23 protein-coding genes and 1 tRNA gene are annotated in these 22537 nt (G+C 60.4%); 12 read left to right on the top strand and 12 right to left on the bottom strand.

Features of this window, described 5'->3' with window-relative positions; genetic code table 11:
* Positions 1-1345: calcium-binding protein (locus tag IFT66_RS07055; RefSeq protein ID WP_446737867.1), on the bottom strand; the 1345-nt coding region annotated here is incomplete at its 3' end.
* Between the two features lie 445 nt (positions 1346-1790).
* A complete protein-coding gene (locus IFT66_RS07050) occupies positions 1791-2108 on the bottom strand; it encodes a hypothetical protein (RefSeq protein ID WP_062455952.1) in 318 nt (105 codons plus the stop codon).
* 372 nt (positions 2109-2480) lie between these two features.
* Between IFT66_RS07050 and IFT66_RS07045 the strand changes: the two genes are divergently transcribed.
* The 12 genes from IFT66_RS07045 to IFT66_RS06990 all read left to right on the top strand — a co-directional run bounded on the left by IFT66_RS07045 (position 2481) and on the right by IFT66_RS06990 (position 15274).
* Positions 2481-3344: a branched-chain amino acid ABC transporter permease gene (locus IFT66_RS07045; protein WP_062455955.1), complete on the top strand. Its 864-nt coding sequence runs from the start codon at positions 2481-2483 to the stop codon at positions 3342-3344.
* Between the two features lies 1 nt (position 3345).
* Positions 3346-4350, top strand: coding sequence for a branched-chain amino acid ABC transporter permease (locus IFT66_RS07040; protein ID WP_192077091.1), 1005 nt, complete (start codon positions 3346-3348; stop codon positions 4348-4350).
* Positions 4347-5126 (top strand): ABC transporter ATP-binding protein, encoded by a 780-nt coding sequence (locus IFT66_RS07035; RefSeq protein ID WP_192077090.1) that lies wholly within the window; start codon positions 4347-4349, stop codon positions 5124-5126. The genes IFT66_RS07040 and IFT66_RS07035 overlap by 4 nt, the downstream gene beginning before the upstream one ends.
* Positions 5107-5823: an ABC transporter ATP-binding protein gene (locus IFT66_RS07030; RefSeq protein WP_192077089.1), complete on the top strand. Its 717-nt coding sequence runs from the start codon at positions 5107-5109 to the stop codon at positions 5821-5823. The genes IFT66_RS07035 and IFT66_RS07030 overlap by 20 nt, the downstream gene beginning before the upstream one ends.
* Positions 5823-6644, top strand: a complete 822-nt coding sequence (locus IFT66_RS07025; protein ID WP_192077166.1) for a phosphate/phosphite/phosphonate ABC transporter substrate-binding protein — start codon at positions 5823-5825, stop codon at positions 6642-6644. The genes IFT66_RS07030 and IFT66_RS07025 overlap by 1 nt, the downstream gene beginning before the upstream one ends.
* 92 nt (positions 6645-6736) lie before the next feature.
* Positions 6737-8227 (top strand): aromatic amino acid lyase, encoded by a 1491-nt coding sequence (locus IFT66_RS07020; protein ID WP_192077088.1) that lies wholly within the window; start codon positions 6737-6739, stop codon positions 8225-8227.
* Positions 8228-8308: 81 nt separating this feature from the next.
* Positions 8309-9106, top strand: coding sequence for an NAD-dependent epimerase/dehydratase family protein (locus IFT66_RS07015; protein WP_192077087.1), 798 nt, complete (start codon positions 8309-8311; stop codon positions 9104-9106).
* 15 nt (positions 9107-9121) lie between these two features.
* Positions 9122-10555 carry an aldehyde dehydrogenase family protein gene (locus tag IFT66_RS07010; RefSeq protein WP_192077086.1) on the top strand — a complete coding sequence of 478 codons (1434 nt, stop codon included), beginning with the start codon at positions 9122-9124 and terminating at the stop codon, positions 10553-10555.
* A 145-nt stretch (positions 10556-10700) separates the two neighbouring features.
* Complete coding sequence (locus tag IFT66_RS07005) at positions 10701-11588, top strand: helix-turn-helix domain-containing protein (RefSeq protein ID WP_192077085.1); 888 nt, start codon at positions 10701-10703, stop codon at positions 11586-11588.
* A 140-nt stretch (positions 11589-11728) separates the two neighbouring features.
* Positions 11729-13903, top strand: a complete 2175-nt coding sequence (locus tag IFT66_RS07000; protein ID WP_192077084.1) for a TonB-dependent siderophore receptor — start codon at positions 11729-11731, stop codon at positions 13901-13903.
* A 113-nt stretch (positions 13904-14016) separates the two neighbouring features.
* Positions 14017-15072, top strand: a complete 1056-nt coding sequence (locus tag IFT66_RS06995) for a siderophore-interacting protein (protein WP_244474057.1) — start codon at positions 14017-14019, stop codon at positions 15070-15072.
* A 112-nt stretch (positions 15073-15184) separates the two neighbouring features.
* A tRNA-Ser gene (locus tag IFT66_RS06990) sits at positions 15185-15274 on the top strand.
* A 286-nt stretch (positions 15275-15560) separates the two neighbouring features.
* Here IFT66_RS06990 and IFT66_RS06985 read toward each other — a convergent pair.
* The 10 genes from IFT66_RS06985 to IFT66_RS06940 all read right to left on the bottom strand — a co-directional run bounded on the left by IFT66_RS06985 (position 15561) and on the right by IFT66_RS06940 (position 22457).
* Complete coding sequence (locus IFT66_RS06985; protein ID WP_192077083.1) at positions 15561-15845, bottom strand: hypothetical protein; 285 nt, start codon at positions 15843-15845, stop codon at positions 15561-15563.
* On the bottom strand, positions 15842-16111 hold the full coding sequence (locus IFT66_RS06980) for a hypothetical protein (protein ID WP_192077082.1): 270 nt from the start codon (positions 16109-16111) through the stop codon (positions 15842-15844). Before IFT66_RS06980 ends, IFT66_RS06985 begins: the two co-directional genes overlap by 4 nt.
* Positions 16112-16239: 128 nt before the next feature.
* On the bottom strand, positions 16240-16770 hold the full coding sequence (locus IFT66_RS06975) for a gene transfer agent family protein (protein WP_249406392.1): 531 nt from the start codon (positions 16768-16770) through the stop codon (positions 16240-16242).
* A 2-nt stretch (positions 16771-16772) separates the two neighbouring features.
* Positions 16773-19103, bottom strand: coding sequence for a D-alanyl-D-alanine carboxypeptidase family protein (locus IFT66_RS06970; RefSeq protein WP_192077080.1), 2331 nt, complete (start codon positions 19101-19103; stop codon positions 16773-16775).
* Between the two features lie 9 nt (positions 19104-19112).
* Positions 19113-20720 carry a terminase TerL endonuclease subunit gene (locus IFT66_RS06965; protein ID WP_192077079.1) on the bottom strand — a complete coding sequence of 536 codons (1608 nt, stop codon included), beginning with the start codon at positions 20718-20720 and terminating at the stop codon, positions 19113-19115.
* Entirely contained in the window at positions 20683-21090 is a 408-nt protein-coding gene (locus tag IFT66_RS06960) for a phage terminase small subunit P27 family (RefSeq protein WP_192077078.1), read from the bottom strand. The genes IFT66_RS06965 and IFT66_RS06960 overlap by 38 nt, the downstream gene beginning before the upstream one ends.
* On the bottom strand, positions 21087-21404 hold the full coding sequence (locus tag IFT66_RS06955) for a phage head closure protein (protein WP_192077077.1): 318 nt from the start codon (positions 21402-21404) through the stop codon (positions 21087-21089). The genes IFT66_RS06960 and IFT66_RS06955 overlap by 4 nt, the downstream gene beginning before the upstream one ends.
* On the bottom strand, positions 21401-21811 hold the full coding sequence (locus IFT66_RS06950; protein WP_192077076.1) for a DUF3168 domain-containing protein: 411 nt from the start codon (positions 21809-21811) through the stop codon (positions 21401-21403). The genes IFT66_RS06955 and IFT66_RS06950 overlap by 4 nt, the downstream gene beginning before the upstream one ends.
* A complete protein-coding gene (locus IFT66_RS06945; protein WP_192077075.1) occupies positions 21808-22167 on the bottom strand; it encodes an HK97-gp10 family putative phage morphogenesis protein in 360 nt (119 codons plus the stop codon). The genes IFT66_RS06950 and IFT66_RS06945 overlap by 4 nt, the downstream gene beginning before the upstream one ends.
* Complete coding sequence (locus IFT66_RS06940) at positions 22158-22457, bottom strand: head-tail connector protein (RefSeq protein WP_192077074.1); 300 nt, start codon at positions 22455-22457, stop codon at positions 22158-22160. Before IFT66_RS06940 ends, IFT66_RS06945 begins: the two co-directional genes overlap by 10 nt.
* Between the last annotated feature and the right edge of the window lie 80 nt (positions 22458-22537).

Below are 22537 nucleotides of genomic sequence, written 5' to 3'. Positions count from 1 at the left end.
TGCCAGCGCTGTCGGAGACAGTGTCGCTCTCGGCGCCGAGCACATATGTGTCGTTGCCGGCGCCGCCGTTCAGCATATCCTTGCCAGTTCCGCCGTCGAGGATGTCGTCTCCGTCGCCCCCGTAGAAACGATCAACCCCTTTGCCTCCGGCGAAGGTGTCTGCCTTGGTCCCGCCTGTCACGGTATTCCCGACTGCGGATGTCGTTACATGAATGCCGCGCTCACCTTCTAAGGCATCCGAAAAATCGATACTCCCGCTGCCTGAAACAATGACGCTTACCGTTTCTGTCTTGCCAATTGACCAGGTTATGATTCGCTCAAAACTGGAAAACTGAGCCGCGGTAGCAGTGATAGTGTCACCGTTGGTCTCGACTGCTTCTACGCCAGTAATCGAAAGGTTTGACATGTTTCCGTAGGCGAAAAGCGTGTCCCATCCGGTGCCGCCGATAACGGTGCTGGCTCGACCATTCGTAACGTCAAGCATTAGGTAATCGTCGCCGGCACCTCCGTTGAGGGTGTCGTTACCGTTCCAGGAAGTTATCTCGTCGTTTCCAGTGTCGCCGTTGAGGATGTCGTTATACGCGCCAAAGCTATCGTCTTCGATCGCGTCGTCTCCGCCACCCCCATTGAGAACGTCGGCACCCATGTTCCCGTACAGCTGGTCGTTCTGGTCTCCAGCGGTGATCGTGTTGCCTGCACTGGATGCGTGGATGTTAACCGGCCGGATTCCGCCAAGTGCTTTCGTCAAATCTACAGAGCCGGCCCCGGAAAGCCGCACGTTGGAGCCGTAGGTCTCCCAGTCGGCAAGCGGGATTGCGCCGAGCCACTCCAAATCAGACAACTGTTCAACAGTCAGTGTTATAGTTGTGCTGAAACCGGTCGCCAAAACCTCGATGCTTGAAATAGACACCCGGCTCACGTCGCCACTTGCGATCCATAAGTCGCGACCCTGGCCTCCATTCAATCTTGTGTTAGTCCCGCTATGGAATGTGTCGTCACCGTCGCCCCCATTCAACGTGTCGACTTCCGATGAGAGCGTCGTGCTGGAATAGAGCGTGTCATTTCCTTTCCCACCGTTCAGAATATCCGAGGCGCTGCCGCCATAGAGGATATCATCCTTATCACCGGCGGTGACGGTGTTGCCGTCAGCGGACGCATAGATCACAACTGCTCGAACACCCTCCAGCTGTAGGCTCAAATCCACCGTGCCTGAGCTAGCGATTTCGAGTGAAACCGAGTCGTTCAGATTTGCGGCTAGGTCGTATGTAACGATGCGATCGTATGAAGAGAACTGCGACGCAGTAAGCGAAATTTGTTCATTGAACGTTTCTAATGTGCGCGTCATCGCGGCTGCCCATCACTTGAATCTTAACAACAAATAATAATACCAGCACGTTCTCTGATACAATCGCAGCACATACACGAGCCGAACCCCTCCGCCTTGTCGTTGGACAAGGTTGTGGTAAGGGTGCGTATCTCAGTGGAAGGTCTCGAAGTCCAGCGCCCGCCCGGGACGCCACAACCTGACACGTCCGGACTGCAAGTCAAGGAGGCATGGAAGCAGCTTGTTAGGGTCTGCGCGAAACGACGCAGCTCGCTGTAATACGAGCGCGTTCTGATCTCAGGATAGTCAACCCAAATGGTGACTTTGAATAAGCGATCAGGACTTCCGTTTAAGGGCCTTCAGAGAGGCGTGTTGCCCTCTAACGGCTATTTTCTCTCGTGATTACAGCCAAAAAAAAGCGCCCCCCGCGATATCGCGGAGAGCGCTTTTGGGGAAAAACTGCTGATTAGCAGTTGGTGCCCTGGACGGTTGTGCCGGTGTTGTTCGGGAGGTTGCCCGAGTTGGCTGCGTCACCTGGCTGGCCGCCGTTGTTGCACTTCTTGCTGCCTTCGCCCATCGTGCTGCTGCTCGGCATGGTGCTGTTGGTAGCTGTCGAATCGACGGTGCCGGAAGCTGCTGGCTTCGGCGGGATGTTGCCACCTTCGCCTGCGGTGTTCTGCTGTACATTGCTGCGGTCTGCGGCGGTGCCGGACGTTGCCGTCTGGGCCATAGCCGACGTTGCGAGACCAGCGGAAAGGATCGTTACTGCGAGAAGCTTCATCATTATGGTGTTTCCTTGTATTCCCTACGGTGACTTAACCCGATGGCGGGCAAAAGGTTTCCTCACATTAGCAAAAGATCTGCATGCGGGCGGGCCGTGGGTTTTTGATGATTGGCAGCTTCGTCGGTTCGGTTGCGTCATTCGGGAGCACGGTTGCCGGCAACTTCTAGGCCACTCGCTAGCGACTGGTGGGCCACGAGGCGGCTGGGGGCGTTCTTGCATGGTCGGTTCGCTTCGTTCGCCATGCCGTAGCCCCGCTCTGTGGATAACCGCATCTCGGGCGAATTCCGGCTTTTGTCACCCCAGCAATTTTCTTGACCTTCGGCTTCAATTATAAGCAGCCTGCAGTTCAGGACCGCATGGGAGGCGAGACGGTTGCAGACGATTTTTAGCATCGGTATCGATGCGCTCGCCTATGGCATGATCCTGTTCGTGATTTCGATCGGGCTTTCAGTGACGATGGGGCTGATGCGGGTGGTCAATCTCGCCCACGGCGCCTTCGCGATGATCGGCGGCTATGTCGCTTCCTATATTTCGCGGGATCTCGGCCTCGGCTATGCGCCGGCCATTCTTGCAGCCGTGGTCGCCACGATCGTGATTGCGGTGCCGATCGAGCGGTTTCTCTATCGGCGCATCTATGGCGCGCCTGAATTGACGCAGGTGCTGATGACGATCGGCATCACCTTTTGCATCATCGGGCTTGCCAATTACCTGATGGGGCCGACGCTGAAGACCATTCCGCTTTCGGATGTGCTGCAGCAGCCGGTCGATCTCGGTTTCCGCAGCATTTCCGCGCATCGTCTGTTTGCAATCTTCTGCGGTCTTGCCGTGGCACTTTGCCTGTGGCTTGCAATCGAGAAGACCGGTTTCGGCATCAGGTTGCGGGCCTCGGTCGACAATGCGGCGATGGCCTCAGCGCTCGGGGTTCGCACGGAAATCATCTATGCGGTCAGCTTTGCGGTCGCGGTCGGTCTTGCGGCCTTCGGCGGCGTGGTCGGGGCCGAATTGCTGCCGGTCGAACCCTATTATGCGCTGCGCTATCTGGTCACTTTCCTGGTCGTCGTTTCCGTCGGCGGGGCAGGCTCGATCGGGGGCACGCTGCTGGCCTGCCTGCTGCTCGGCGCGGTCGATACGACGGGCCGCTATCTGCTGCCGGAGTTCGGCGAGTTCTTCTTCTACCTGGCAGTGATCGCCATCATCTGCGTGTTTCCGAACGGCCTCATGAAGGGGGCGAAATAGGATGGCGAGTGCTGTGAGTTCAAGGGATATGGGCGCGATGCGCCGACGGCGTTCGCTGATGCGTGATGTCGTGGGGTTCGGCGTGATCGTCCTTGCTGCGGCGATCGGCTATTTTGCCTTTCCAGATAATCTGGCGCTTCTGACGCGGATCATCGCCGTGGCGCTGCTCGTGCTTTCGCTTGATCTCGTCACCGGCTATTGCGGCGTGGCTACACTTGGCCATGCGGCGCTGTTTGGCAGTGGCGCCTATGCGGCCGGCATTCTCTCTGCCCATTACGGCATCAACGATCCGCTGCTGATGACTCTTGCGGGTCTTGTCGGCGGAACGCTTGCCGGGCTGCTCTCGGGGCTTGTCATGCTGCGTGCCCATGGGCTGCCGCAGCTCGTTCTGTCGATCGCGCTTATTCATCTGTTTCACGAGCTTGCCAACAAGATGTCGTCCTTTACCGGCGGCAGCGACGGTCTTTCGGGGATCGCGCCGGATCCGATCTTCGGCCGTTTCGAATTCGATCTGTTCGGCAATACGGCCTATGTTTTCGCGGTCGTGATGCTGCTCGTCGTGTTCGTTCTCCTGCGCATCCTCGTGCGGTCGCCGTTCGGCATGCTGTGCCGCGGTCTCAAGGAGGATCCGCTGCGGATCCGGGCGATGGGCGCCTCGCCGAAGCGGGCGATCGTCAAGATGTATGGCATTTCCGGCGCTGTCGCGGGGCTGGGCGGCGCGCTAAACGCCATCTCCACGCAGGTGGTCGGGCTCGATACGCTGTCGTTTACCCAGTCGGCGGAAGCGCTGGTCATGCTGGCACTCGGCGGCACGGGATCGCTGTTCGGCGCCCTTGCCGGCACCGTCGCCTTCATGATGTTCCAGGACTATGTCTCGTCAGTCAATCCGTTCCACTGGCTCACCATGGTCGGCGCGCTTTTGATTGCCGTGGTTCTGTTTGCGCCGAAGGGCATCTACGGAACGGTGGCGGCGTTTCTTGAAAAACGGCGGGAGGGACGGCCATGACCGCAGCTGTCGGAAACCCCGTGTTCGAAGTCGTCGCCCTCAAAAAGTCGTTCGGCGGGCTGGTGGTCACGAACGATGTGTCGCTGTCCATGGCGGCGGGCGATCGGGTGGCGTTGATCGGCCCGAACGGTGCCGGCAAGACGACCTTCGTCAATCTGGTGACGGGAACGCTAGCCCCAAGTTCCGGTGAGGTGCGGCTGGGTGGCGAGGTGATCACGGGGCTCGATGCAAGCGCTCGCGTCAAACGCGGGCTGGTGCGGTCCTTCCAGGTGACACGGCTGTTTCAGGATATGACGGCGGCCGAGCATCTGGGCCTTGCGGTCCTGCAGCGGGAAGGGCGGTCCGGCCGCATCTTCGGCAATTTCCTGACCATGCCTGACGTGATGCAGGAGGTGGAGCACCGTCTCGAGACGTTGCGGCTGACCGCCCTCATGCACCGCAAGGTCCGTGAGATCGCCTATGGTCAGCAGCGTCTTCTGGAAATCGCCATCGCGCTCGCCTTGAAGCCGAAAGTGCTGCTACTCGACGAACCTGCGGCCGGCGTGCCGCAGAGCGATGTCGGGCTGATCGAGCAGGCTCTCGACGAATTGCCGGCCGATCTGGCAGTGCTGATGATCGAGCATGACATGGATCTCGTCTTCCGGTTTGCCAAAAAGGTCGTGGTGCTTGCCGCAGGAGCCGTGATCTTCGACGGCGCGCCGGGCGACGCCACACGCGATCCCCGCGTCAGGGAAGCCTATCTGGGGAGCTATGCCGATGCCGGCCGCGTCGCTTGAGATCGAAAACCTGTCGGCGGGCTACGGCCCGACCAGGGTGCTGGAAGACATTACCATCACGGTTCCGGCCGGGCGGCGGCTGGCCGTTCTCGGCCGCAACGGCATGGGCAAGACGACGCTCCTTGCAAGCCTTGCCGGGCAGACCCGTCGTTACGGCGGACGGATTGCGCTTGACGGTGCCGATATCAGCACTGCCGCGAGCGCCGATCGGGCCCGTGCGGGACTTGGCTATGTGCCGCAGGAACGCTGTGTATTCCCGAGCCTGACGGTGGAGGAAAACCTGTTCGTCGGCTTGAAGGCGCGCCCGAAGGATGCGATCGAGGAGGCCTATGCCATGTTTCCGCGGCTGAAGGAGCGGCGCAGCAATCTGGGCAACCAGCTTTCCGGCGGCGAGCAGCAGATGCTGACGACGGCCCGCACCATTCTCGGCCGTCCCTCCGTGTTGCTTCTCGACGAACCGCTGGAGGGACTCGCCCCCGTCATCTGCGAGGAACTGATGATTGCATTCGCGGCACTTGCGACCTCAGGCGACATGACCATCCTTCTGGTGGAGCAGCGGATCCAGAGCGCGCTGGATTTCGCGGAAGATGTCATCATTCTGGAGCGCGGGCGCATTGCCTGGAGCGGCACGCCGGATGCGCTTTCCAAGGATCAGCAGACGGTGGACCGTCTGCTCGGTGTCGGCGGTCTGCATTGATGGACAGCCCGGCGCGGCTCGCCAGTTTGGCGATGTATGTCGGGCCGCCAGCGGTTGCACAGGCGACCGATGCGCTGTGGGCGTTTGTTGCCCGTAGGCTGACCGATGCCGGCATGGCCGGGGTTCCCGACAGGCTCGACCGATCGATCTCCCATGACGATGCCTGGCCGCTGCCGGATCTGCTGTTGTCGCAGACCTGCGGCTACCCTTACGTCAGCAGTCTGCGCGGAAACGTGCGGCTGGTGGCGACGCCCTGCTATGACTATCCCGGTTGCAGCGGGCCGGATATGTGCAGCTTCGTGATCGTTCGGAGGGATGCGGGGATATCCTCGCTTGAAGATCTGCGCGGGCGGACGGCGGCGATCAACAGTCCCGACAGCAATTCGGGCGCCAACCTGTTTCGCGCGGTGATCGCCCTGATTGCGCGCGGACCGCTCTTCTTCGGTAAGGTGATCGAGACTGGTGGGCATGCCGCCAGCATAGCTGCGGTTGCCGAGGGCAGGGCGGATTGCGCTGCGATAGACTGCATCACGTACGGTCATGTGGCGCGGTTCGCGCCTGACGATCTGGCTGATATCGTCGTGGTGGCAGAGACCCCATCCGGCCCCGGCCTGCCGTTGATCACCCGTGCATCTGCGTCCGATGACGAGGTGGCGCTTTTGCGAGAAGCGCTTGAGGCCGCCCTTGTCGAACCGTCGCTTGCGGATGTGCGTGACGTGCTGGCACTGTCCGGTTTCGCGGTTCTCGACGATTCCCGTTACGAGAGGCTGCTCGAGCTTGAGCGGCAGGCCGAAGCGCTTGGCTATCCTGCCGTCGCCTGACACATCGACGCCGCTGCCGGGACTTTGCCTTATCCCTTGAGACGCCTATCGTAGCGCCTTCGCCAACCCCGGCCTTTCAAGGGACGCTGCCCGTGACGATCCTTCTCGACAAGGCAATGACATGGCGCGATGTCGCGCGCGTGGCGGAGGGTGAGGATCTCTCTCTTTCGCAAGGGGCTTGGGACCGAATTGCTTATGCCCGCCGCATCGTTGAAGCGTTGGTAGAAAGCGGCGCGAGGGCGTATGGCATCACGACGGGTGTCGGCGCGCTGTCCGATACGGTCGTCGATCGCGACGCACAGAGCCGGCTTTCGCGCAATATCGTCATGAGCCATGCCTGCGGCGTCGGTCCGCTGCTTGCCCGGCGCGAGGTGCGGGCGGTGATCGCAGCGCAGATCGAGAATTTCGCCCATGGGCATTCGGGCGTGCGCCCTGACATCGTTCGATACCTGTGCAGGTTTCTGGAGGCCGATTGCGTTCCGGATATGCCGTCGAAGGGCTCGGCCGGGTATCTCATCCACAACGCCCATACGGCACTGGTGCTGATCGGTGAGGGGCATGCGTCCGTGGCGGGCGAGCGGATGACCGGGCGCGCGGCGCTTGCCGCAATCGGGCTCGAACCGCTGGTGCTCGGCGCCAAGGAGGGCCTCAGCCTCGTGAACGGCACCGCCTGCTCGACCGGGCTTGCCTGCGTGGCGCTCGCACGCGCCGATCGGTTGCTCGACTGGGCCGATGCGATTGCCGCTGTGACGCTGGAGGCTGCCGGTTGCCAGATGGCCGCTTTCGACGAGGATGTGTTGGCGCTGAGGCCTTCGGCCGGCATCGCTATGGTCGGAGCGGCATTGCGGTCGCGTCTTCAGGGAAGCGGTATCATCGCGGCCGCGGTCGGGCGTCGAACACAGGATGCGCTCAGTCTTCGCGCCATACCGCATGCGCATGGCGCCGCCCGCGACGTGTTTGCCCACGCGTGCGGAATTGTCGATCAGGAGCTTGCCTCCGTCACCGACAACCCTGCAATTGCCGGCACGCCGGGTGCGCCGCTCGTCTGGTCCGAAGCCCATGCGGTGGCGCCGGCGCTCGGGCATGCCGCCGATGCGCTTGCGAGTGCCATTGCCCAGGTTGCGGCCATGAGCGAACGTCGCATTGACCGGCTGGTCAATCCGCTGGTAAGCGGCCTGCCGCCGTTTCTTGCGACCGATGCGGGCAGCCATTCCGGCTTCATGATCGCGCAATACACGGCAGCAGCACTCGTCAACGACAACCGGCGGATGGCCGCGCCCGCCGCAACCGATGGCGGTCTGACCTCGGGGCTTCAGGAGGATTTCCTGGCGCATCCGACCGCGGCGGCCAACAAGCTGCTCGCCATACTCGACAATGCCGAACAGGTGCTTGCGATCGAACTGATGGCGGGCGTCCAGGCCCAGGACATTCTCAGCGCTACCGCATCTCCCGCAAACGGCACCCTAGATGTCCACGATATGGTGCGGCAGCATGTGGCCATCTACGCGGACGATCGCCCGCTGGGGCGCGATATGGAGGTGCTGCGCCAACTGATCGCCGGCAATCCGCCGCCGCCTGCTTGACCTCCCTCGCGCATCTTATAGTATGAGTTAGGTCATCATGTATGATGACATTGTGATAGGAAGCTGTCCTGGGGAGGATCAATGCTGAAGAGACTTTTGCTGACCGGCGCCGCCGGCGGGCTTGCGCGCGGAATTCGTCCGCTGCTGAGCGAGCTTGCAGAAGAAGTGGTGCTGTCGGATCTCACCGACATCGATGATCCCGGTGCGAACCAGCGTTTCGTGCGCTGCGATCTGTCCGATGCCGCAGCCGTCGCCAAACTGGTTGAAGGCGTCGACGGTATCATCCATCTCGGCGGTGTTTCGATCGAAAAACCGTTCGACATGATCCTGCAGGCCAATATCGTCGGCCTCTACAATCTGTATGAAGCCGCCCGCCACAGCGGCAAGCCGCGCATCGTATTTGCCAGTTCCAACCATGTCGTCGGCTATTACAGACGCGACGAATTCATCGACAACAGCGTCGCACCGAAGCCGGACTCGCTCTATGGTGTTTCCAAAGTGTTCGGCGAGGCGGTTGCCAGCATGTACTGGCAGAAGTTCGCCCAGGAGACGCTGTCGATGCGGATCGGATCCTGCTTCGACAAGCCGCTCACCCGACGTATGCTCGCGACATGGCTGAGCTACCAGGATTTCATTTCGCTTTGCGGGCGGGCCTTCTCCGCTCCACGGCTTGGCCATACGGTGGTCTACGGCGCTTCGGCAAACGACGAACAATGGTGGGACAACGGCAACGCGTCCTTCCTTGGCTGGAGACCGCAGGACACATCCGCCAAATGGCGCGTGGAAGTGGAGGCGGCGGCGGTTGACGATCCGGCCGATCCCGCGGTCATTTATCAAGGCGGTGCATTCACCACGGCCGGGCATCCGGACGATATCTGAGATAGGAATTTTGTAATGACGATCTACCAGAACCTGATTGCCGGCGAATGGGTCGGCTCGGATGCGTCCGAGAATATCAGCCCGTCCGACACGAAAGATGTCGTGGGGCTTTATGCAAGGGGGAGTGCCGAGGATACCAAGACCGCGATCGCGGCCGCCAAGGCTGCGTTTCCCGCATGGTCGCGTTCCGGCATTCTCGAGCGGCACGCGATCCTGAAAAAGACCGCGGACGAGATCCTTGCCCGCAAGGAAGAGCTCGGCAAGCTGCTGGCGCGCGAAGAAGGAAAGATCCTTCCCGAGGCGATCGGCGAAGTGACGCGCGCGGCGCAGATCTTCGATTTCTTCGCGGGCGAAGCGCTGCGCCTGACCGGCGAGATCGTGCCGTCGGCACGGCCGGGCATCACCGTCGAGATTACCCGCGAACCGCTCGGCGTCATCGGCATCATCACGCCGTGGAATTTTCCGATCGCCATTCCGGCGTGGAAGATCGCGCCGGCGCTTTGCTACGGCAACACGGTCGTGTTCAAGCCAGCCGAACTCGTGCCGGGCTGCGCCTGGGCGATCGTCGATATTCTCCACCGCGCCGGCCTGCCGAAGGGCGTGCTCAACCTGGTGATGGGAAGCGGCTCGGTGGTCGGTCAGGCCATGCTCGACAGCCGGGATCTCGGCGGTATCACGTTCACAGGCTCGACCGGCACCGGCAAGCGGGTGGCGCTTGCCTCGATCGAGCATAACCGCAAGTTCCAGCTGGAAATGGGCGGCAAGAACCCGATGGTGGTGCTTGACGATGCCGATCTTTCGGTCGCCGTGGAAGCCGCTGCCAATTCCGGCTTCTTCTCCACCGGCCAGCGCTGCACGGCATCGTCGCGGCTGATCGTGACGGAAGGTATTCACGACAGGTTCGTGGCTGCCATGACCGACAAGCTGAAGTCACTGACCGTTGACAACGCACTGAAGGCCGGCACGCATATCGGTCCCGTCGTCGACGAGAGGCAGCTCAAGCAGGATACCGACTACATCGAGATCGGCAAAAGCGAAGGCGCCAAGCTTGCCTTCGGCGGCGAGGTGGTGTCCCGCGATACTCCCGGCTTCTATCTTCAGCCGACGATGTTTACCGAAGCGACCAACCAGATGCGCATCAGCCAGGAAGAGATTTTCGGACCGGTCGTGTCGGTCATCCGGGTCAAGGATTACGACGAGGCGCTCTCCGTTGCCAACGATACCCCGTTCGGCCTTTCCGCCGGCATCGCGACGACCAGCCTGAAGCATGCGACGCATTTCAAGCGGAACTCCGAAGCCGGGATGGTGATGGTCAACCTGCCGACGGCGGGCGTCGACTTCCACGTTCCGTTCGGTGGCCGCAAGGCTTCGTCGTTCGGTTCACGCGAACAAGGCAAGTATGCAGCGGAATTCTTCACGATCGTGAAGACGGCCTATACGCTGCCGTAACCAGAACTTTGGCCCCGGCGTAGCGGATGTTACGCCGGGTCCAATCACCGTGATCCTCTGCAGCAGTCGGCCGCAATTGGCAGGGATTGATGCACGCGCTTAAACTTGATAACCAAAGCCAAGTTTAATGTGCCACGGTGACTTCATGACCTTCCAGCCTCGGATGCGAAACCAGATCGAAGGTTTTTCGGTCATCGGCGGCATGCGTCGGCGGCACTGGAATGGGATCACTGCAGATCTGTGGGATGTGGAATGCGGTCCGCATGCGGGTGGCTACTATGTAGCGCAGGATCCGCGGCTTTTCATCCTGCTGGAGCACCGGGGTGGCGGACGGCCGTCGGTGAAATGCAGTCCGCGGGCGGGTGGCTCGCCGCAGGACAGCTGCGAGAGCCCGATCTCCTATATCCCGGCCGAAATGGATCTCTGGGTCGACATCGAAGACGTCCAGTATGTGCGGCACCTCGACATTCATTTCGATGCGGATGGTTTGCGGCGCAGGCTGATGGACGAACTCGATCCGCGGCGTCTGACCGAGCCGCATCTTCTGTTTGCCGATCCGCGCGTGATGTCGCTGGCGCAGCTGATCGCGACGGAAGTTGCCAGTCCGGACCCGCTCCATGATCTCTACGGCGATGGCCTGACGGTCGCGCTGCTCGTCGATGTGCTGAAGATCGCCAAGCTGTCGGACGCTCGCAAGCGCAGCACGCTTGCCCCGTGGCAGTTGCGGCGCGCCGTGGAATTCATCGAGGCCAATTGCCTTCGCAGCATTCGGCTGCAGGAGATCGCGACCCTGACGGGGTTGTCGCAATCGCATTTCAGCCACTCGTTCAAGGCGTCGACCGGGTTTGCACCGCACGAGTGGCAGATGAATGCCCGTCTCGACCGTGCCAAGCAGATGCTGATTTCCGGCGCCCGGCCGTTGACGGAAGTTGCGGTGGAGAGCGGCTTTGCCGATCACGCGCATTTCAGCCGCGTGTTCCGCAAGCATGTGGGCACCACGCCGTCGAAATGGAAAAAGTCACACTCGATTTGAATCGGCGGTGACGAGGTTCCGTTGGCGAACTTTGCCCAAGATCGTTCAAATATCGCGGATGCGGGCAAGCGAGGGCGTTTAATTTGAGTTAAACACTCATCTATTGTGCCAGTAGTATGGCGGGCGTGAGTGGGGCGAATATGAGTGGAATTTTGGGGAAGAACAAGGTGAAGGCGGCGCTTGGGGCAGGGGTTGCCCTAATGGCGCTCAGCGCATCGTTTAGCGCGCGGGCGCAGGTGCAGAGCGAGGGGACAACGCTTGCACCAATCGTGATCGAGGGCCAAGGAACGGAAGGCGGCGGTACCGGCCCTGTTGAGGGTTACGTTGCCAAGCAGACGACCACGGGTTCCAAGACCGATACGCCGATCAATGAAATTCCGCAGTCCGTATCCGTCGTCGGACGCGAGGAGCTGGAGGACCGCGGCGTCGTCGATAAGGTCGATCAGGCGCTTCTCTATACGCCCGGCGTCTTTGCGCAGCCTTACGGTTCGGATCCCGATACCGACTGGATTTATGTGCGCGGCTTCAACGCTTCGCAGACGGGTCTCTTCTACGACAATCTGGCTCTGACCAGCCACGCCTTCGGCAATTTCCAGATCGATCCGTTCCTGCTGGAGCGCGTGGAGGTTCTCAAAGGCCCGGCATCGGTTCTGCTCGGGGGCGCCAATGCCGGCGGTGTCGTGAACCTGGTGCGCAAGCGCCCCACGGACGAGCCCTATTTCTACACCGAGCTCGGAGTGGACAGCAACGGCAGCGGTTATGCAGGCTTCGACTTCTCGGACAAGGCGCTCGGCAGCGATGTCGTCAGCTACCGCTTCACGGGCAAGCTTTCCGGCGGCCAGGGCTATTCGGATGAGCAGGATGATATCCGCGGCGTGTTCATGCCGCAGATCACATTCCAGCCGACCGACACGACCAGCCTCAATGTCTGGGCCTCCGTCAGCAAGCTCGATCAGACCCATACGTCCAACGGTCTGCTGCCCTATACCGGCACGGTGGAAAACAATCCCGTGTTCGGCAAGCTTGACCGAGACGTGTTTGTCGGCGACCCCGATTTCGATATCGGTCGCTCGACGCAGGCAATGGTCGGCTACGAGTTCGAGCATGAGTTCGATAGCGGCTGGAAGTTCACGCAGAACCTGCGCTACGCGCATCTCGACAAGCGCGAACGTCAGATCTACGCGTTCGACTTCCTCTCGCAAACCGATGGTCTGGTGCTGACCTACGCCGATGACGTGCGCTCGTCGGCCGACTCGTTCAATGTCGACAACCGCTTGGAGAACGAGTTCGAGCTTGGCGGCGCCAGCCACAAGGTCATGGTCGGCGTGGATTATCGCTATTACCGTCTCGATAACGACCAGCTGGCGACAGCGTTCGGAGCTTATCCGCCGCAATACGATCCGCTCAACCCGAGCAACGACCTGCCGAACCCGACGCTCGTGCCGTCGACGCATCAGATCTACACGATCAATCAGGTCGGTGCTTATGTGCAGGACCAGATCAAGTTTGGCGGAGGCTGGGTCGCCACCCTCAACGGTCGCTTCGATTATCTCGAAAGTGACGTTGACGACCGCCTCGGCACCGGTGATGCCGAGCTGAACGATACCGCCTGGAGCGGCCGTGCGGGTATCGCCTACGAATTCGAAAACGGTATGACGCCCTATGCGAGCGTCGCCACCTTCTTTAGCCCACTTGTCGGCACCGGTGCGGATGGCGCGCTGAAGCCCGAAGAAGGCGAGCAGTACGAGGCTGGCGTCAAGTACGAGCCGACCTGGCTCGACGGAAGTCTGACGGCGTCGGTGTTCCAGATCGACAAGCAGAACTATACGGTCAGTGTCCCGGCCATCGGTGACCGTCAGCTCGGCGAAGTCCGCTCACGCGGTGTTGAACTCGAAGGCAAGTTCAATCTGGATCGCAACTGGAAGCTCATCGCCGCCGCCTCCTACACGGATCTCGAGTTCACCGAAAACCCTGGCGATTCCTCGCTGGAGGGCAATACGCCGGCGGTGGTGCCGAACGCGCAGACATCGCTCTGGCTTGACTACACGGTTACGGACGGACCGCTCGCAGGCGTGGGTCTCGGGGCCGGTGTGCGCTACCGCGGCAAGTCCTGGGCTGACGACGCCAATACGCTTCGCGTGGAGGATGCGACCGTGTTCGATGCGGGTATCCGTTATGAAAAGAACGACTGGAAGGCTGCGCTCAACGTGACCAACCTGTTCGACAAGGAATATGTCGCGGGCTGCAACACGATGTATTTCTGCGGCTACGGCGAAGCGCGTACGCTGACCTTGAAGGTGAGCAAGGTCTGGTAACTTGACAGCGCCGGTAAAGTTTAGCAGGAAGGCCCTACGGGGCCTTTCTATTCGACCGGCTCATGAGACTGTTGACGAACGGGTGAGCGCAGAGGAGCGCGACGGGAATGTTGATGGACAGGTTTACGCTTTCCGGCCAGGCAATTCCGGTCGACCCGGAGCGCATGCTGTGCGAAATCTGCGAACATTTCGTCGAGCATAGCGAGGTCAAGCGCGACGGCGACCACGTCAATCTCGCAAGCGAGGTTGGCGAAGCCAATATCCGCAAGCAGGGCGGCTGCCTTTCGATCGATATTTCCTGCCCGTCGGCGCAGCTGCTGCAACTGGTGCGCAGCTCGATTGCCGAGCATCTCTTCATGTTTGCCGGCGAAGAGCCGCTGGAACTGAACTGGCATGACGAAGCGGTCCTGACGCCAATCCCGGGCCTTACCGAAATTCGCGTCGTTGCCGCGCGGCATGTAACGCCGCATATGCGCCGCCTGACGCTTGCCTGCGACGACGTTGCCCGGTTCGTCGGCGCCGACTACCACATTCGCCTGCTGATCCCGAAGAAGGGCCGCAAGCCCGTCTGGCCGGTTACCCGTGCGGATGGTCGCCTCGGCTGGCTGAACGGCGAAGACGAAATGGTGATCCGCATCTACACGATCCGCAGCGTCGATGTGGTCCGCGGCGAGATGGATATCGACTTCGTTCTACACGAAAGCGACGGCCGGCCCATGCCGGGTGCCGAGTTCGGCCGCCATGCCGAGCCGGGCGATGTCGCAGGTCTGCTGGGACCGGGCGGCGGCGGTTTGCCGGATGCCCGGCACATGATCCTTGCCGGCGACGATACGGCCTTGCCGGCGATTTCCCGAATCCTCGCCGAAGCGCCAGCCGATGCACGGCTGCAGGTGTTTATCGAGGTCGACGACGTTGCCGATCAGTTGCCACTCTGCTCCAGCGCATCTGTCGAGATCACTTGGCTGCATCGCAAGGGCATTGCGCCTGGCAAAGCCGGCATTCTTGGCCCGGTCGTTCTTCCCGTCATCGAGCAGGCCGGGGCTGAAGCCTTTATCTGGATCGGCTGCGAGAAGTCCGAAGCTCGGCCGATCCGCAACCATCTGAAGTCCCGCGGCCACGACAAGAAGCGCATGTGCGTGATCGGATACTGGGGCGAGAACAAGCACTGAGAGCGATTGCCGTGGGGCAAAGGCCCTAATCGTCGCGTGCGAGCGGCAACACGGTTGACGCCGGCAGGGCGAAGCAGATAGGACGCGATCGTTCCCTTTTAGGGAACAGTGCGGAGAGGTGGCCGAGTGGTCGAAGGCGCTCCCCTGCTAAGGGAGTATACCCGGAAGGGTATCGTGGGTTCGAATCCCATCTTCTCCGCCACTATCACAATGATATCAGTACCTTACATCCAAAAAAATAGCTTGGCCTAAGTTCTGGCATAACTGTGGAAAACCGCCCTGCGTTAACAGGGCGGCTCTGATTTCGATCGCTACGCTTTCGGCGCCGCGATCCGGCTGCACCCCCTTTCGGGCACTGTAGGTGTGGTAATGCAGCACAGTTGGCTGGTGAGGCCAGTTTGTAGTGGTGAGCACGGTCAGATTCGAACTGACCTTATCCAGCTACCGTAGTCGGGATAGAAGGCCCGAACGGATACGTGCCCGAAACTTTAATTCCATGTGACCGCACGGCTCTTGAACGGCTCATAGGATGGCATCCCCTTGCGTTCCCGGACTTCGTTCAGCCATTGCGTCGAGAGCTTGTCGAGCAGGTCTGAAAGTTCCTGCATACGGTCAGCGATCAACTCGCTAGTGCACTGCAAAGCCTCGCCAAGGTGGGTGTGCTCGTGCTGGCCGGCGGCAAGAGCCAAGAGGTCAACTGACTTGCGAAGATTGTGAAGCTCGATCGAGACCTGTTCGACGCCCTGAGGGCCTTCTGTGAAATTGAGGTTCATTCGCCCGACTCCTTGCTGTCGATAAGCTCATACGTCGCGTTACGAAGTGCGGCAGCTGCGTCAGCCACGCCGCCAAGGATGCGGCAAGCTGCGTTCACCTTGTCGCGTGGTAGGTGCCCCTCCTGCCGAAGCTTCACCAAAATTCCCGAAATGTATTCGAGCGCAATGTCTGCACTGTCCGCCATCTCGTTGGCAGGCTCCTCTAATGCCGCGATGACAGCATTGCGTGGGATCATGCGGTCCTGGTGTCTTGCCGTCTGCTGCATTGCGGCTGCTCCGTTGCTTGCTTTCGATGGATGCAAGTTGAACGAAGGACGAAACCAAGTCAACAGAAAATCGTTCTAACATATTGATTTTGTTTGACAAATTTGTAAGATTTGTCAAGATCAACCTCTTAGCCGTACTTAGCGATCAGGGCCGCCATCTCGTCCTTAGCCACGCCGCCGCCGCCGCCGCCTGCTGGTGCACCGTGGGCGAGGTTCCAACCTGCAATGACGCGTTCCCACTCCCAAACCGTGAGCGCGTCCACCTCGGCTGGCTTCAAGCCAATGGAGAACGCGGACTCGTAAACGTCGCCACGATCGAACTTTGAGGAAGAGCCGGCCGCCGATGTCGTGCCAGTGTTTTTCGAGTTGGCCCATGATGCGATGGAGGCGTCGAGGCATGCTCTGCGAATATCCTCGATGTCGTGCAATCGAAGGCCAGCGACCAGCTTGTGAGCGTCTAGCGGATCCATGCCGCCGCCGACGACCAAATGCTTGATGACGGCACGGATCTCTTTCAGGGTGAAGCTGCCGACTTGGATCCGTTTCATCGCATCGCCAATTCCGCCTTCGACCTCTTCCTCAACTCCGAAGCATGCGCCGACTGTGAGGCGAAGGGCGACGGGTTGCCCGCCGACCTCCCTGATTATGAGCCCGTGCATGGTCAACCCTTCCGCTTACTGAACTGGCCTTGCATCGTCCCGAAGCCGCCTCGCTCCTGTTTCTTATTGTATTGACCAAGGCCGTCACTGACACCTTGCTGAACTAGGGCCTGGATATGAGCGTCACCGCTGGCGCCGCTGATTTGCACCTGCAGAACGCCTGGCTGGTTGCCCTGGCTTGCCGGTGCCGAACGAGTGATTCCCTCGGCTGTTGGCACGCGGGGAACGATCCGGCCCGACACGGTAGGGACGAATAGCTCTGCTCGTTTCTCGCCGACCACATAGGGCTTACCGGCCGTGACGGGGTCACCGTTCTCTCGCTTTGCCACGCCTCCGAAGATTGAACTGATGAGGCTGCCGAAGACCCCGCCAGAATTGCCACCAGGGCCGCTGCCACCGCCAAAGAGTGAGTTCAACGCACTATCAAGCATCTTATCAGCGATGCTCGACAGGGCCCCCTTGAGAGCGTCTGCTGCCGTCTTGCCTCGGATGAGGTCGGAGACGAAACCCTTTGCAATGCCGCCAGCCGCTTGGCTGAAGTTTGCGGCGGCCTCTTTCGCTGCTTCCTGCGAGTCGGCGAGCGATCGTGTCCGCGTCTCCGCCTCTGCCATGTCCGCGGCCAGTTGCTTAAGGGCGCCGGTCTGTTCCGGGTTAAGCGTGACGCCGGCCTGGCGCGCCTCGTTTAGAAGCTGCTGCTCATAACGAAGGCGTGCCGCGGCCTGTGTGGTCATGTCGAGCGCGGACGCCTCTATGCCCTGTTCCGCAACGAAGTCGCGAGCCTTTGCGATGATGTCATCGTATGACTTGCCGCGTTCTTCGAGCTCTGCGGTCTTGTCGGCCATGTCCTTGCCGCGAGCCGATGCGTCCTCGATGTGCCAGTTCTCATTCGAGAGCGGGAAGGACAGCCCGTATTTAGAGGCGTTTTGGTGCGCCCAATCTTTCGCCGCGGACGAGCCATAGCCAAGGTCTGCAGCGTTGCCGGCGTTGTGCTGAGACTTGCCTGGAGGTGCTACCCATTTGCGAGCCTCCGCAACGCTGCCGTACTTGGCAAGGGCTTGCTGCCAGAGTTCCGCCTGGCGCTCGTTCGACCGAAAGCCGCTGTTGATTTTCAGCTGGCCGGCGAGTTCCTTTGGGAGATCTGCGAACATTTTCTCAAGCTTGCCCTCGAAGCTAGAGGACATACCGCTAACGTGGGAGGCATCCTTGCCAGCCGCCAGGAAGCTGGAGAGATCAGCCTTGCCCGTTGACGTCGACGTGCTGCCAAAGCCGCCAGGGGGTGCCACCGGGGGCGTCCATGTCCGCTCTGCCGACCGCGTCATGGTCTGGATACGATCGTGCAGAACGTCGACGATTTTGGCTTCTTCTTCTGCCAGCTGGCGAAGCTGTTCGTCTATCTTTCGCCTAGCCATTGTTTCGGTCTGAGGCGTCTGAATCTTCTGATTTTCAAGATCAATGCGACGAAGGCCAAGAGCTTTCTGCCGGTTGTCGAGCGTGCGAGACTGTTGGTTCTGGAAGTCTCGAAACCCGTCGATAAACTCCGACAGTGAGTCCGCTGCCGAGACGATCGCAGACTTGAGGGCCGTGCCAACGGTTGTCGCGATAGTATTAAACTTGCGGTCGATCTCCTCGGCCCGCTTGATGAGCTCCTCGTCCATGACGATGCCGAGATCGTTCGCGGCTTTGATCTGCGCTCTGATACCTGCCTCGCCTTGGCCTATCAGCTTGACGAATTGCTCGCCACCCGTGCCGCCGAATACCTCATCTGCGATGCGGATCTGTGCGGCCTTGTCGAACGCCTTGAGCCTGCCGATGATCTCGGCAAAGAGGTCCGACGGGTTCTTGAGCTTCCTCGCCAGCGTCTCCGAGTCATAACCCAAGCGTTGAAACGCTTCCGCCGAACTGCCGGCGCCCGTCGAGATGAACTCATCGGCGCGCAAGTTCATTTCCTTGAGGCCGTCGGTGAGCGAGTCAACGCCGATGCGAGACTGTTCGGCCAGGTACTTGAGCTCTTGGAACGCCTTGACGTTGACGCCTGCGATCTTGGCCTGGTCGCCGACTTCGGCGATTCCTTTCGCAATCGAGCCAATCCCCGCGACGATGCCCGCAATACCACCGGCCGCGATACCACCGAGACCTAGCTTGCCGAGCGCGCCGTTAACTTTCGTCACGGCATTGGTGATGTTGCCTTCCATTGAGGTCGCGAGGCTCTTCGTTCGAGCCTCCATCACGCTAGACTGTTTGGCGACTGTGCCGGCCGCTTTCGCCATGCCCTTTTCGAGCTTGTCGATGCGGGCGATGACGTCGACGGAAAGTTTCTTTTCTTCGTTGGCCACGGTGGCCTCCTACACTGCAAAGAGGGAAAGGTCGGTGAGGTCCGCGTCATCGTAGGACGAGCGACCAGAGGCGCCTTGTGCCGCGCGAGCAACGCTCATGATTGCGGCGACGGCTAAATCGATACGGTCTGCAGCCCTTGCTTTGTTCGGGCGCCGGTTGTCGTTCTGATCCCGCATCATGACGGTGTTGCCAATGCACCAGCGAAGGGCCGGGGAATCGTGAACAAGTCGGCGGTTCAGAAACATGTCCTCGAATGTATCCACCGGCTTGGCGAAGTTCATCAAGGTCTGAGGAAATGCCGCGACCGGGATGCCGTCGTTCTCAAGGGACTCCATCATCTCTCTTGCCAAAGCGACGTCGAAGACAACTTCGCGCACGTCAAAAAGCTCGACCAGGTACCTGATGTACCCCTCGACGGTCGCATAATCGACGATGTCGCCGTCGCATACCGTCATCCATCCTTGCTCTGCCCATAGCGGGTAGGGCGCGGAGTCGTTGTCGGCGCGCTTGCGCAGCTGTGCTTCCGGGGTGAAACCCATGCAATGAACTGCGAATTTCTCGTCGTCCAATTCGATCGTGCAGACAACGCCGCTAAGGTCGATCCGCTTGGATAGGTCAACTGCGATGTGAGCCTTGCGTCCGCGCAAAGACTCCAAGTCGATCTCGCCGTGGCCTTCGTCCCATATGCCGAGATCCCATTCGGGGTTTGCCGCTCCATCGAGATAGATCGATAGGTGCAAGCGACGGAAAGACTCGCGCTCGCTAGGGCTGTGCTCGCACTTGTCACGGTATCGCTTCACCTTCTTGAGGTTGGGATAGCCGTAAGGCAGGCCTGGGTTTGTCGCCTCGAGCCAACCGTCGTCGCGCCAGTCGCAATCGGCTGGCGCTTCAAACAGTACAGGCAGGAATGTCTCGTCCTCTAGACGGCCATCCGTGATTTTCCGAGCGTGCTCGTACTTCGCCCAGAATGGGCCGAGCCTGCCGATGCCAGCCGTTGATGCGGATAGCAGCAGTGTATTTGGCGACTTGTTCAAGCCGGTTTCCACCGCCTCTAGCAGGTCGTCTTTCTTCTCGGCATGGCCTTCATCCCAAAAGGCGGCAACGTCCGTGCGCCCATGGGCATTCTTGGCGTCGGATGACAGCGCCTCATAAGCGATATCGAGCTTGCGGTACGTGATCCGCTTCTCTGTATCTTGGATCCGCACGGCCTCAAGTATCCGCGGAGTAGCGCGGCAAATGCCCGCCATCTCTTTGAAGGTCAAAGCGGCCTGTTCGCGGCTGTTCGCGATGCTGGCGATCGTGCTGCCTGGCACGCGCTCCGTGCCACACAAGAACAGCATGAGGCAGGCGGCCATCAAACTCGTCTTTCGGTTGCCACGTCCGACCATAAGGAACAGTTCATTCACGCGCCGCATGCCGTCAGGCAGTGTGTCACCGAACACGCGCAACACGATGCGCTCCTGCCAGGGCGACAGGTCGAAGGCATTGCCGGGAAGTCGAGACTTAGGATGCTTTAGAGCTTTGATGAATTTGACCGCGGCGGCGCCTTTGCCTGCCGGGTCGGGGATGGGCGAGTTGTCAAATATCCACGCCAAATTCGGAAGCTTCACTTCCACCAGGTGCGCCTCCGCTGTTCTTGGTTCGAGATGCTGGGGTAAGGCCAAGCTCCGCGGCTAGCCTGCGGCTCGCTTCGACGGCTTCCTTGACCAGTGTGGTTGCGGGGTGACGCTTCAGCTCACCGGTTGGTGACACGTAGGTGATGCCATCTTTGGCGATCATAGCCTCGGCTTGCCGCATGTTGGCGACGGCTAGGCAGTACGCCTCGACCGTGCCGAGTTCGTGTGAGGCGATCTTGCGACCGGCGACGAGCTGCGGAACGACGCGACGCCACTCTGTCTTGGCATAAGAGGGCAGCCATGCAGGTGGGTTAGGTACGGTGGAAAGCGCGCCCTCTAGCGCTGTAACGGCAGCCTTCCGCCCTCTCATGCTCCCACCGCCACGCAACGAAGCTCTAGCCCTCGGCGCCGGCCGATCTCTTTTATCTGCTTCAAGTTATAGACCAGCCCCTCGTGGTGCACCGTCATCGCGAGAGTGACGGCATCGACGAACCGAGTGCGAAAGATCCGCAACCGCTCTGTACTTGCGCCATAATTTCGCATGAACTCGTCCGTCGACTCTTCGATGATTTGAGCTCGAAGGGTGGCGAAGTCGGTCTCGACGCTGACGCCGTTCCCGTATTCGTCTTCGACATATTCGACTGACTTGACGACAATCGTCTCGTTCAACTTTCCAGCCTTCATGGTGTTACCTCTCTGGCGCGAACCATGAAGGTGACAACGCCGTGTGATAGCTCGCCGCTCGGGTCGCGAAGATATTTAGCATCATCGAAATTGAAGCTTAGGCGGAACCCATCTTGCGTGCCGGCCAGCTGGTAGAGCGCACGGCGAACCTCTCCAGCAATGGACTTGCAAGCAACGAAGCCGGTCTCTTTCGTCCATAGGTGAAGCGTCAGATAAACCTCCGACGAGATGAGGCAGTCCGCTTCATCGCCGACAACCTGCGCCTCGCCTATGATGACGCATGGAAAGCTCTCTGGCCGCTCGTTACGGTCGAAGATATTCAAGGCTGGCACGATCGATGTCAGCGCCGACCTGGCACGCATGGTGACAACGGCCAGGCGCTGCGCTGCGAGGGATGCTTCACTCATTTCCACGCGTCCTTTATGGCCTTGCTGATGGCGCCATCGATGCGACGGCGAACACGCTTCTTGAGGCTGTTGACTGACGGCCAAAAGAACGAGTTACGCGCCATCTCTCTGGTCCCGTATTCCTGATAAAGAGCAGCGTCGTTCTCGGTCTCGATGGTCACTGAGAGCGGCACGTCGCCCGTCTTGCGGTGAATGCTAGCGGCCAGTTCCCCGGTGTCATCTGGCGCCAGATACCGCATGCGACCGACGATCTCGTCTGCCCCTTTGACGACAGCCGGCGCGACCTTGGCCCGAACCTCCCGCGGAATGCGGTTGAACCTGGCGATAATGTCAGCTGCATCCTTATTCATTGCCATGCGTAACTCCTCCTGTTGCGGATGACGTCGTCGACGCTAGCCGGTGATAGCGCGATGCTAACGCCTGACACGGTCGACTCTCGGTTCTCGAATAGATGCGCGGCCTGTTGCTTGACGCCTTCGACTAGATCCGCCGGCACGTCGTCTGGGAACGTGACCTCGATCGAGTAGCCAAGAAAGGACTCAAGCCATGCCTGCGCTGCAGCGATCTTGCCTTCGATAAGGGTGTCATCGGCATCGTCAAGGACGCCAAGATGTTGCTTCATGTCGGCAACTGAGACGATAGCCATAGGATGAAATTCCCATTTGAGGATTATTGCGAATTGTGGGGCGCGGGTGGTAGGGGCTCTGTAGGCGAAAATTGACGACC

The sequence above is a fragment of the Rhizobium sp. CFBP 13726 genome (genome assembly GCF_014841925.1).
Taxonomy (GTDB): domain Bacteria; phylum Pseudomonadota; class Alphaproteobacteria; order Rhizobiales; family Rhizobiaceae; genus Neorhizobium; species Neorhizobium soli.
The sequence above is the reverse complement of the archived record's forward strand: the minus strand, read 5'-3'. Positions and strand labels throughout refer to the sequence as shown.

Excerpts from the sequence above, each read along its gene's own strand:
- IFT66_RS07000 (WP_192077084.1), top strand. The coding sequence starts at position 11,729 with ATGAGTGGAATTTTGGGGAAGAACAAGGTGAAGGCGGCGCTTGGGGCA.
- IFT66_RS07025 (WP_192077166.1), top strand. The coding sequence starts at position 5,823 with ATGGACAGCCCGGCGCGGCTCGCCAGTTTGGCGATGTATGTCGGGCCG.
- IFT66_RS06940 (WP_192077074.1), bottom strand. The coding sequence starts at position 22,457 with ATGGCTATCGTCTCAGTTGCCGACATGAAGCAACATCTTGGCGTCCTT.
- IFT66_RS06950 (WP_192077076.1), bottom strand. The coding sequence starts at position 21,811 with ATGAGTGAAGCATCCCTCGCAGCGCAGCGCCTGGCCGTTGTCACCATG.
- IFT66_RS07040 (WP_192077091.1), top strand. The coding sequence starts at position 3,346 with ATGGCGAGTGCTGTGAGTTCAAGGGATATGGGCGCGATGCGCCGACGG.
- IFT66_RS07005 (WP_192077085.1), top strand. The coding sequence starts at position 10,701 with ATGACCTTCCAGCCTCGGATGCGAAACCAGATCGAAGGTTTTTCGGTC.
- IFT66_RS07050 (WP_062455952.1), bottom strand. The coding sequence starts at position 2,108 with ATGATGAAGCTTCTCGCAGTAACGATCCTTTCCGCTGGTCTCGCAACG.
- IFT66_RS06945 (WP_192077075.1), bottom strand. The coding sequence starts at position 22,167 with ATGGCAATGAATAAGGATGCAGCTGACATTATCGCCAGGTTCAACCGC.
- IFT66_RS06960 (WP_192077078.1), bottom strand. The coding sequence starts at position 21,090 with ATGAGAGGGCGGAAGGCTGCCGTTACAGCGCTAGAGGGCGCGCTTTCC.
- IFT66_RS06955 (WP_192077077.1), bottom strand. The coding sequence starts at position 21,404 with ATGAAGGCTGGAAAGTTGAACGAGACGATTGTCGTCAAGTCAGTCGAA.
- IFT66_RS06975 (WP_249406392.1), bottom strand. The coding sequence starts at position 16,770 with ATGCACGGGCTCATAATCAGGGAGGTCGGCGGGCAACCCGTCGCCCTT.
- IFT66_RS07015 (WP_192077087.1), top strand. The coding sequence starts at position 8,309 with ATGCTGAAGAGACTTTTGCTGACCGGCGCCGCCGGCGGGCTTGCGCGC.
- IFT66_RS06995 (WP_244474057.1), top strand. The coding sequence starts at position 14,017 with ATGGACAGGTTTACGCTTTCCGGCCAGGCAATTCCGGTCGACCCGGAG.
- IFT66_RS06985 (WP_192077083.1), bottom strand. The coding sequence starts at position 15,845 with ATGAACCTCAATTTCACAGAAGGCCCTCAGGGCGTCGAACAGGTCTCG.
- IFT66_RS06980 (WP_192077082.1), bottom strand. The coding sequence starts at position 16,111 with ATGCAGCAGACGGCAAGACACCAGGACCGCATGATCCCACGCAATGCT.
- IFT66_RS07035 (WP_192077090.1), top strand. The coding sequence starts at position 4,347 with ATGACCGCAGCTGTCGGAAACCCCGTGTTCGAAGTCGTCGCCCTCAAA.
- IFT66_RS07010 (WP_192077086.1), top strand. The coding sequence starts at position 9,122 with ATGACGATCTACCAGAACCTGATTGCCGGCGAATGGGTCGGCTCGGAT.
- IFT66_RS07030 (WP_192077089.1), top strand. The coding sequence starts at position 5,107 with ATGCCGGCCGCGTCGCTTGAGATCGAAAACCTGTCGGCGGGCTACGGC.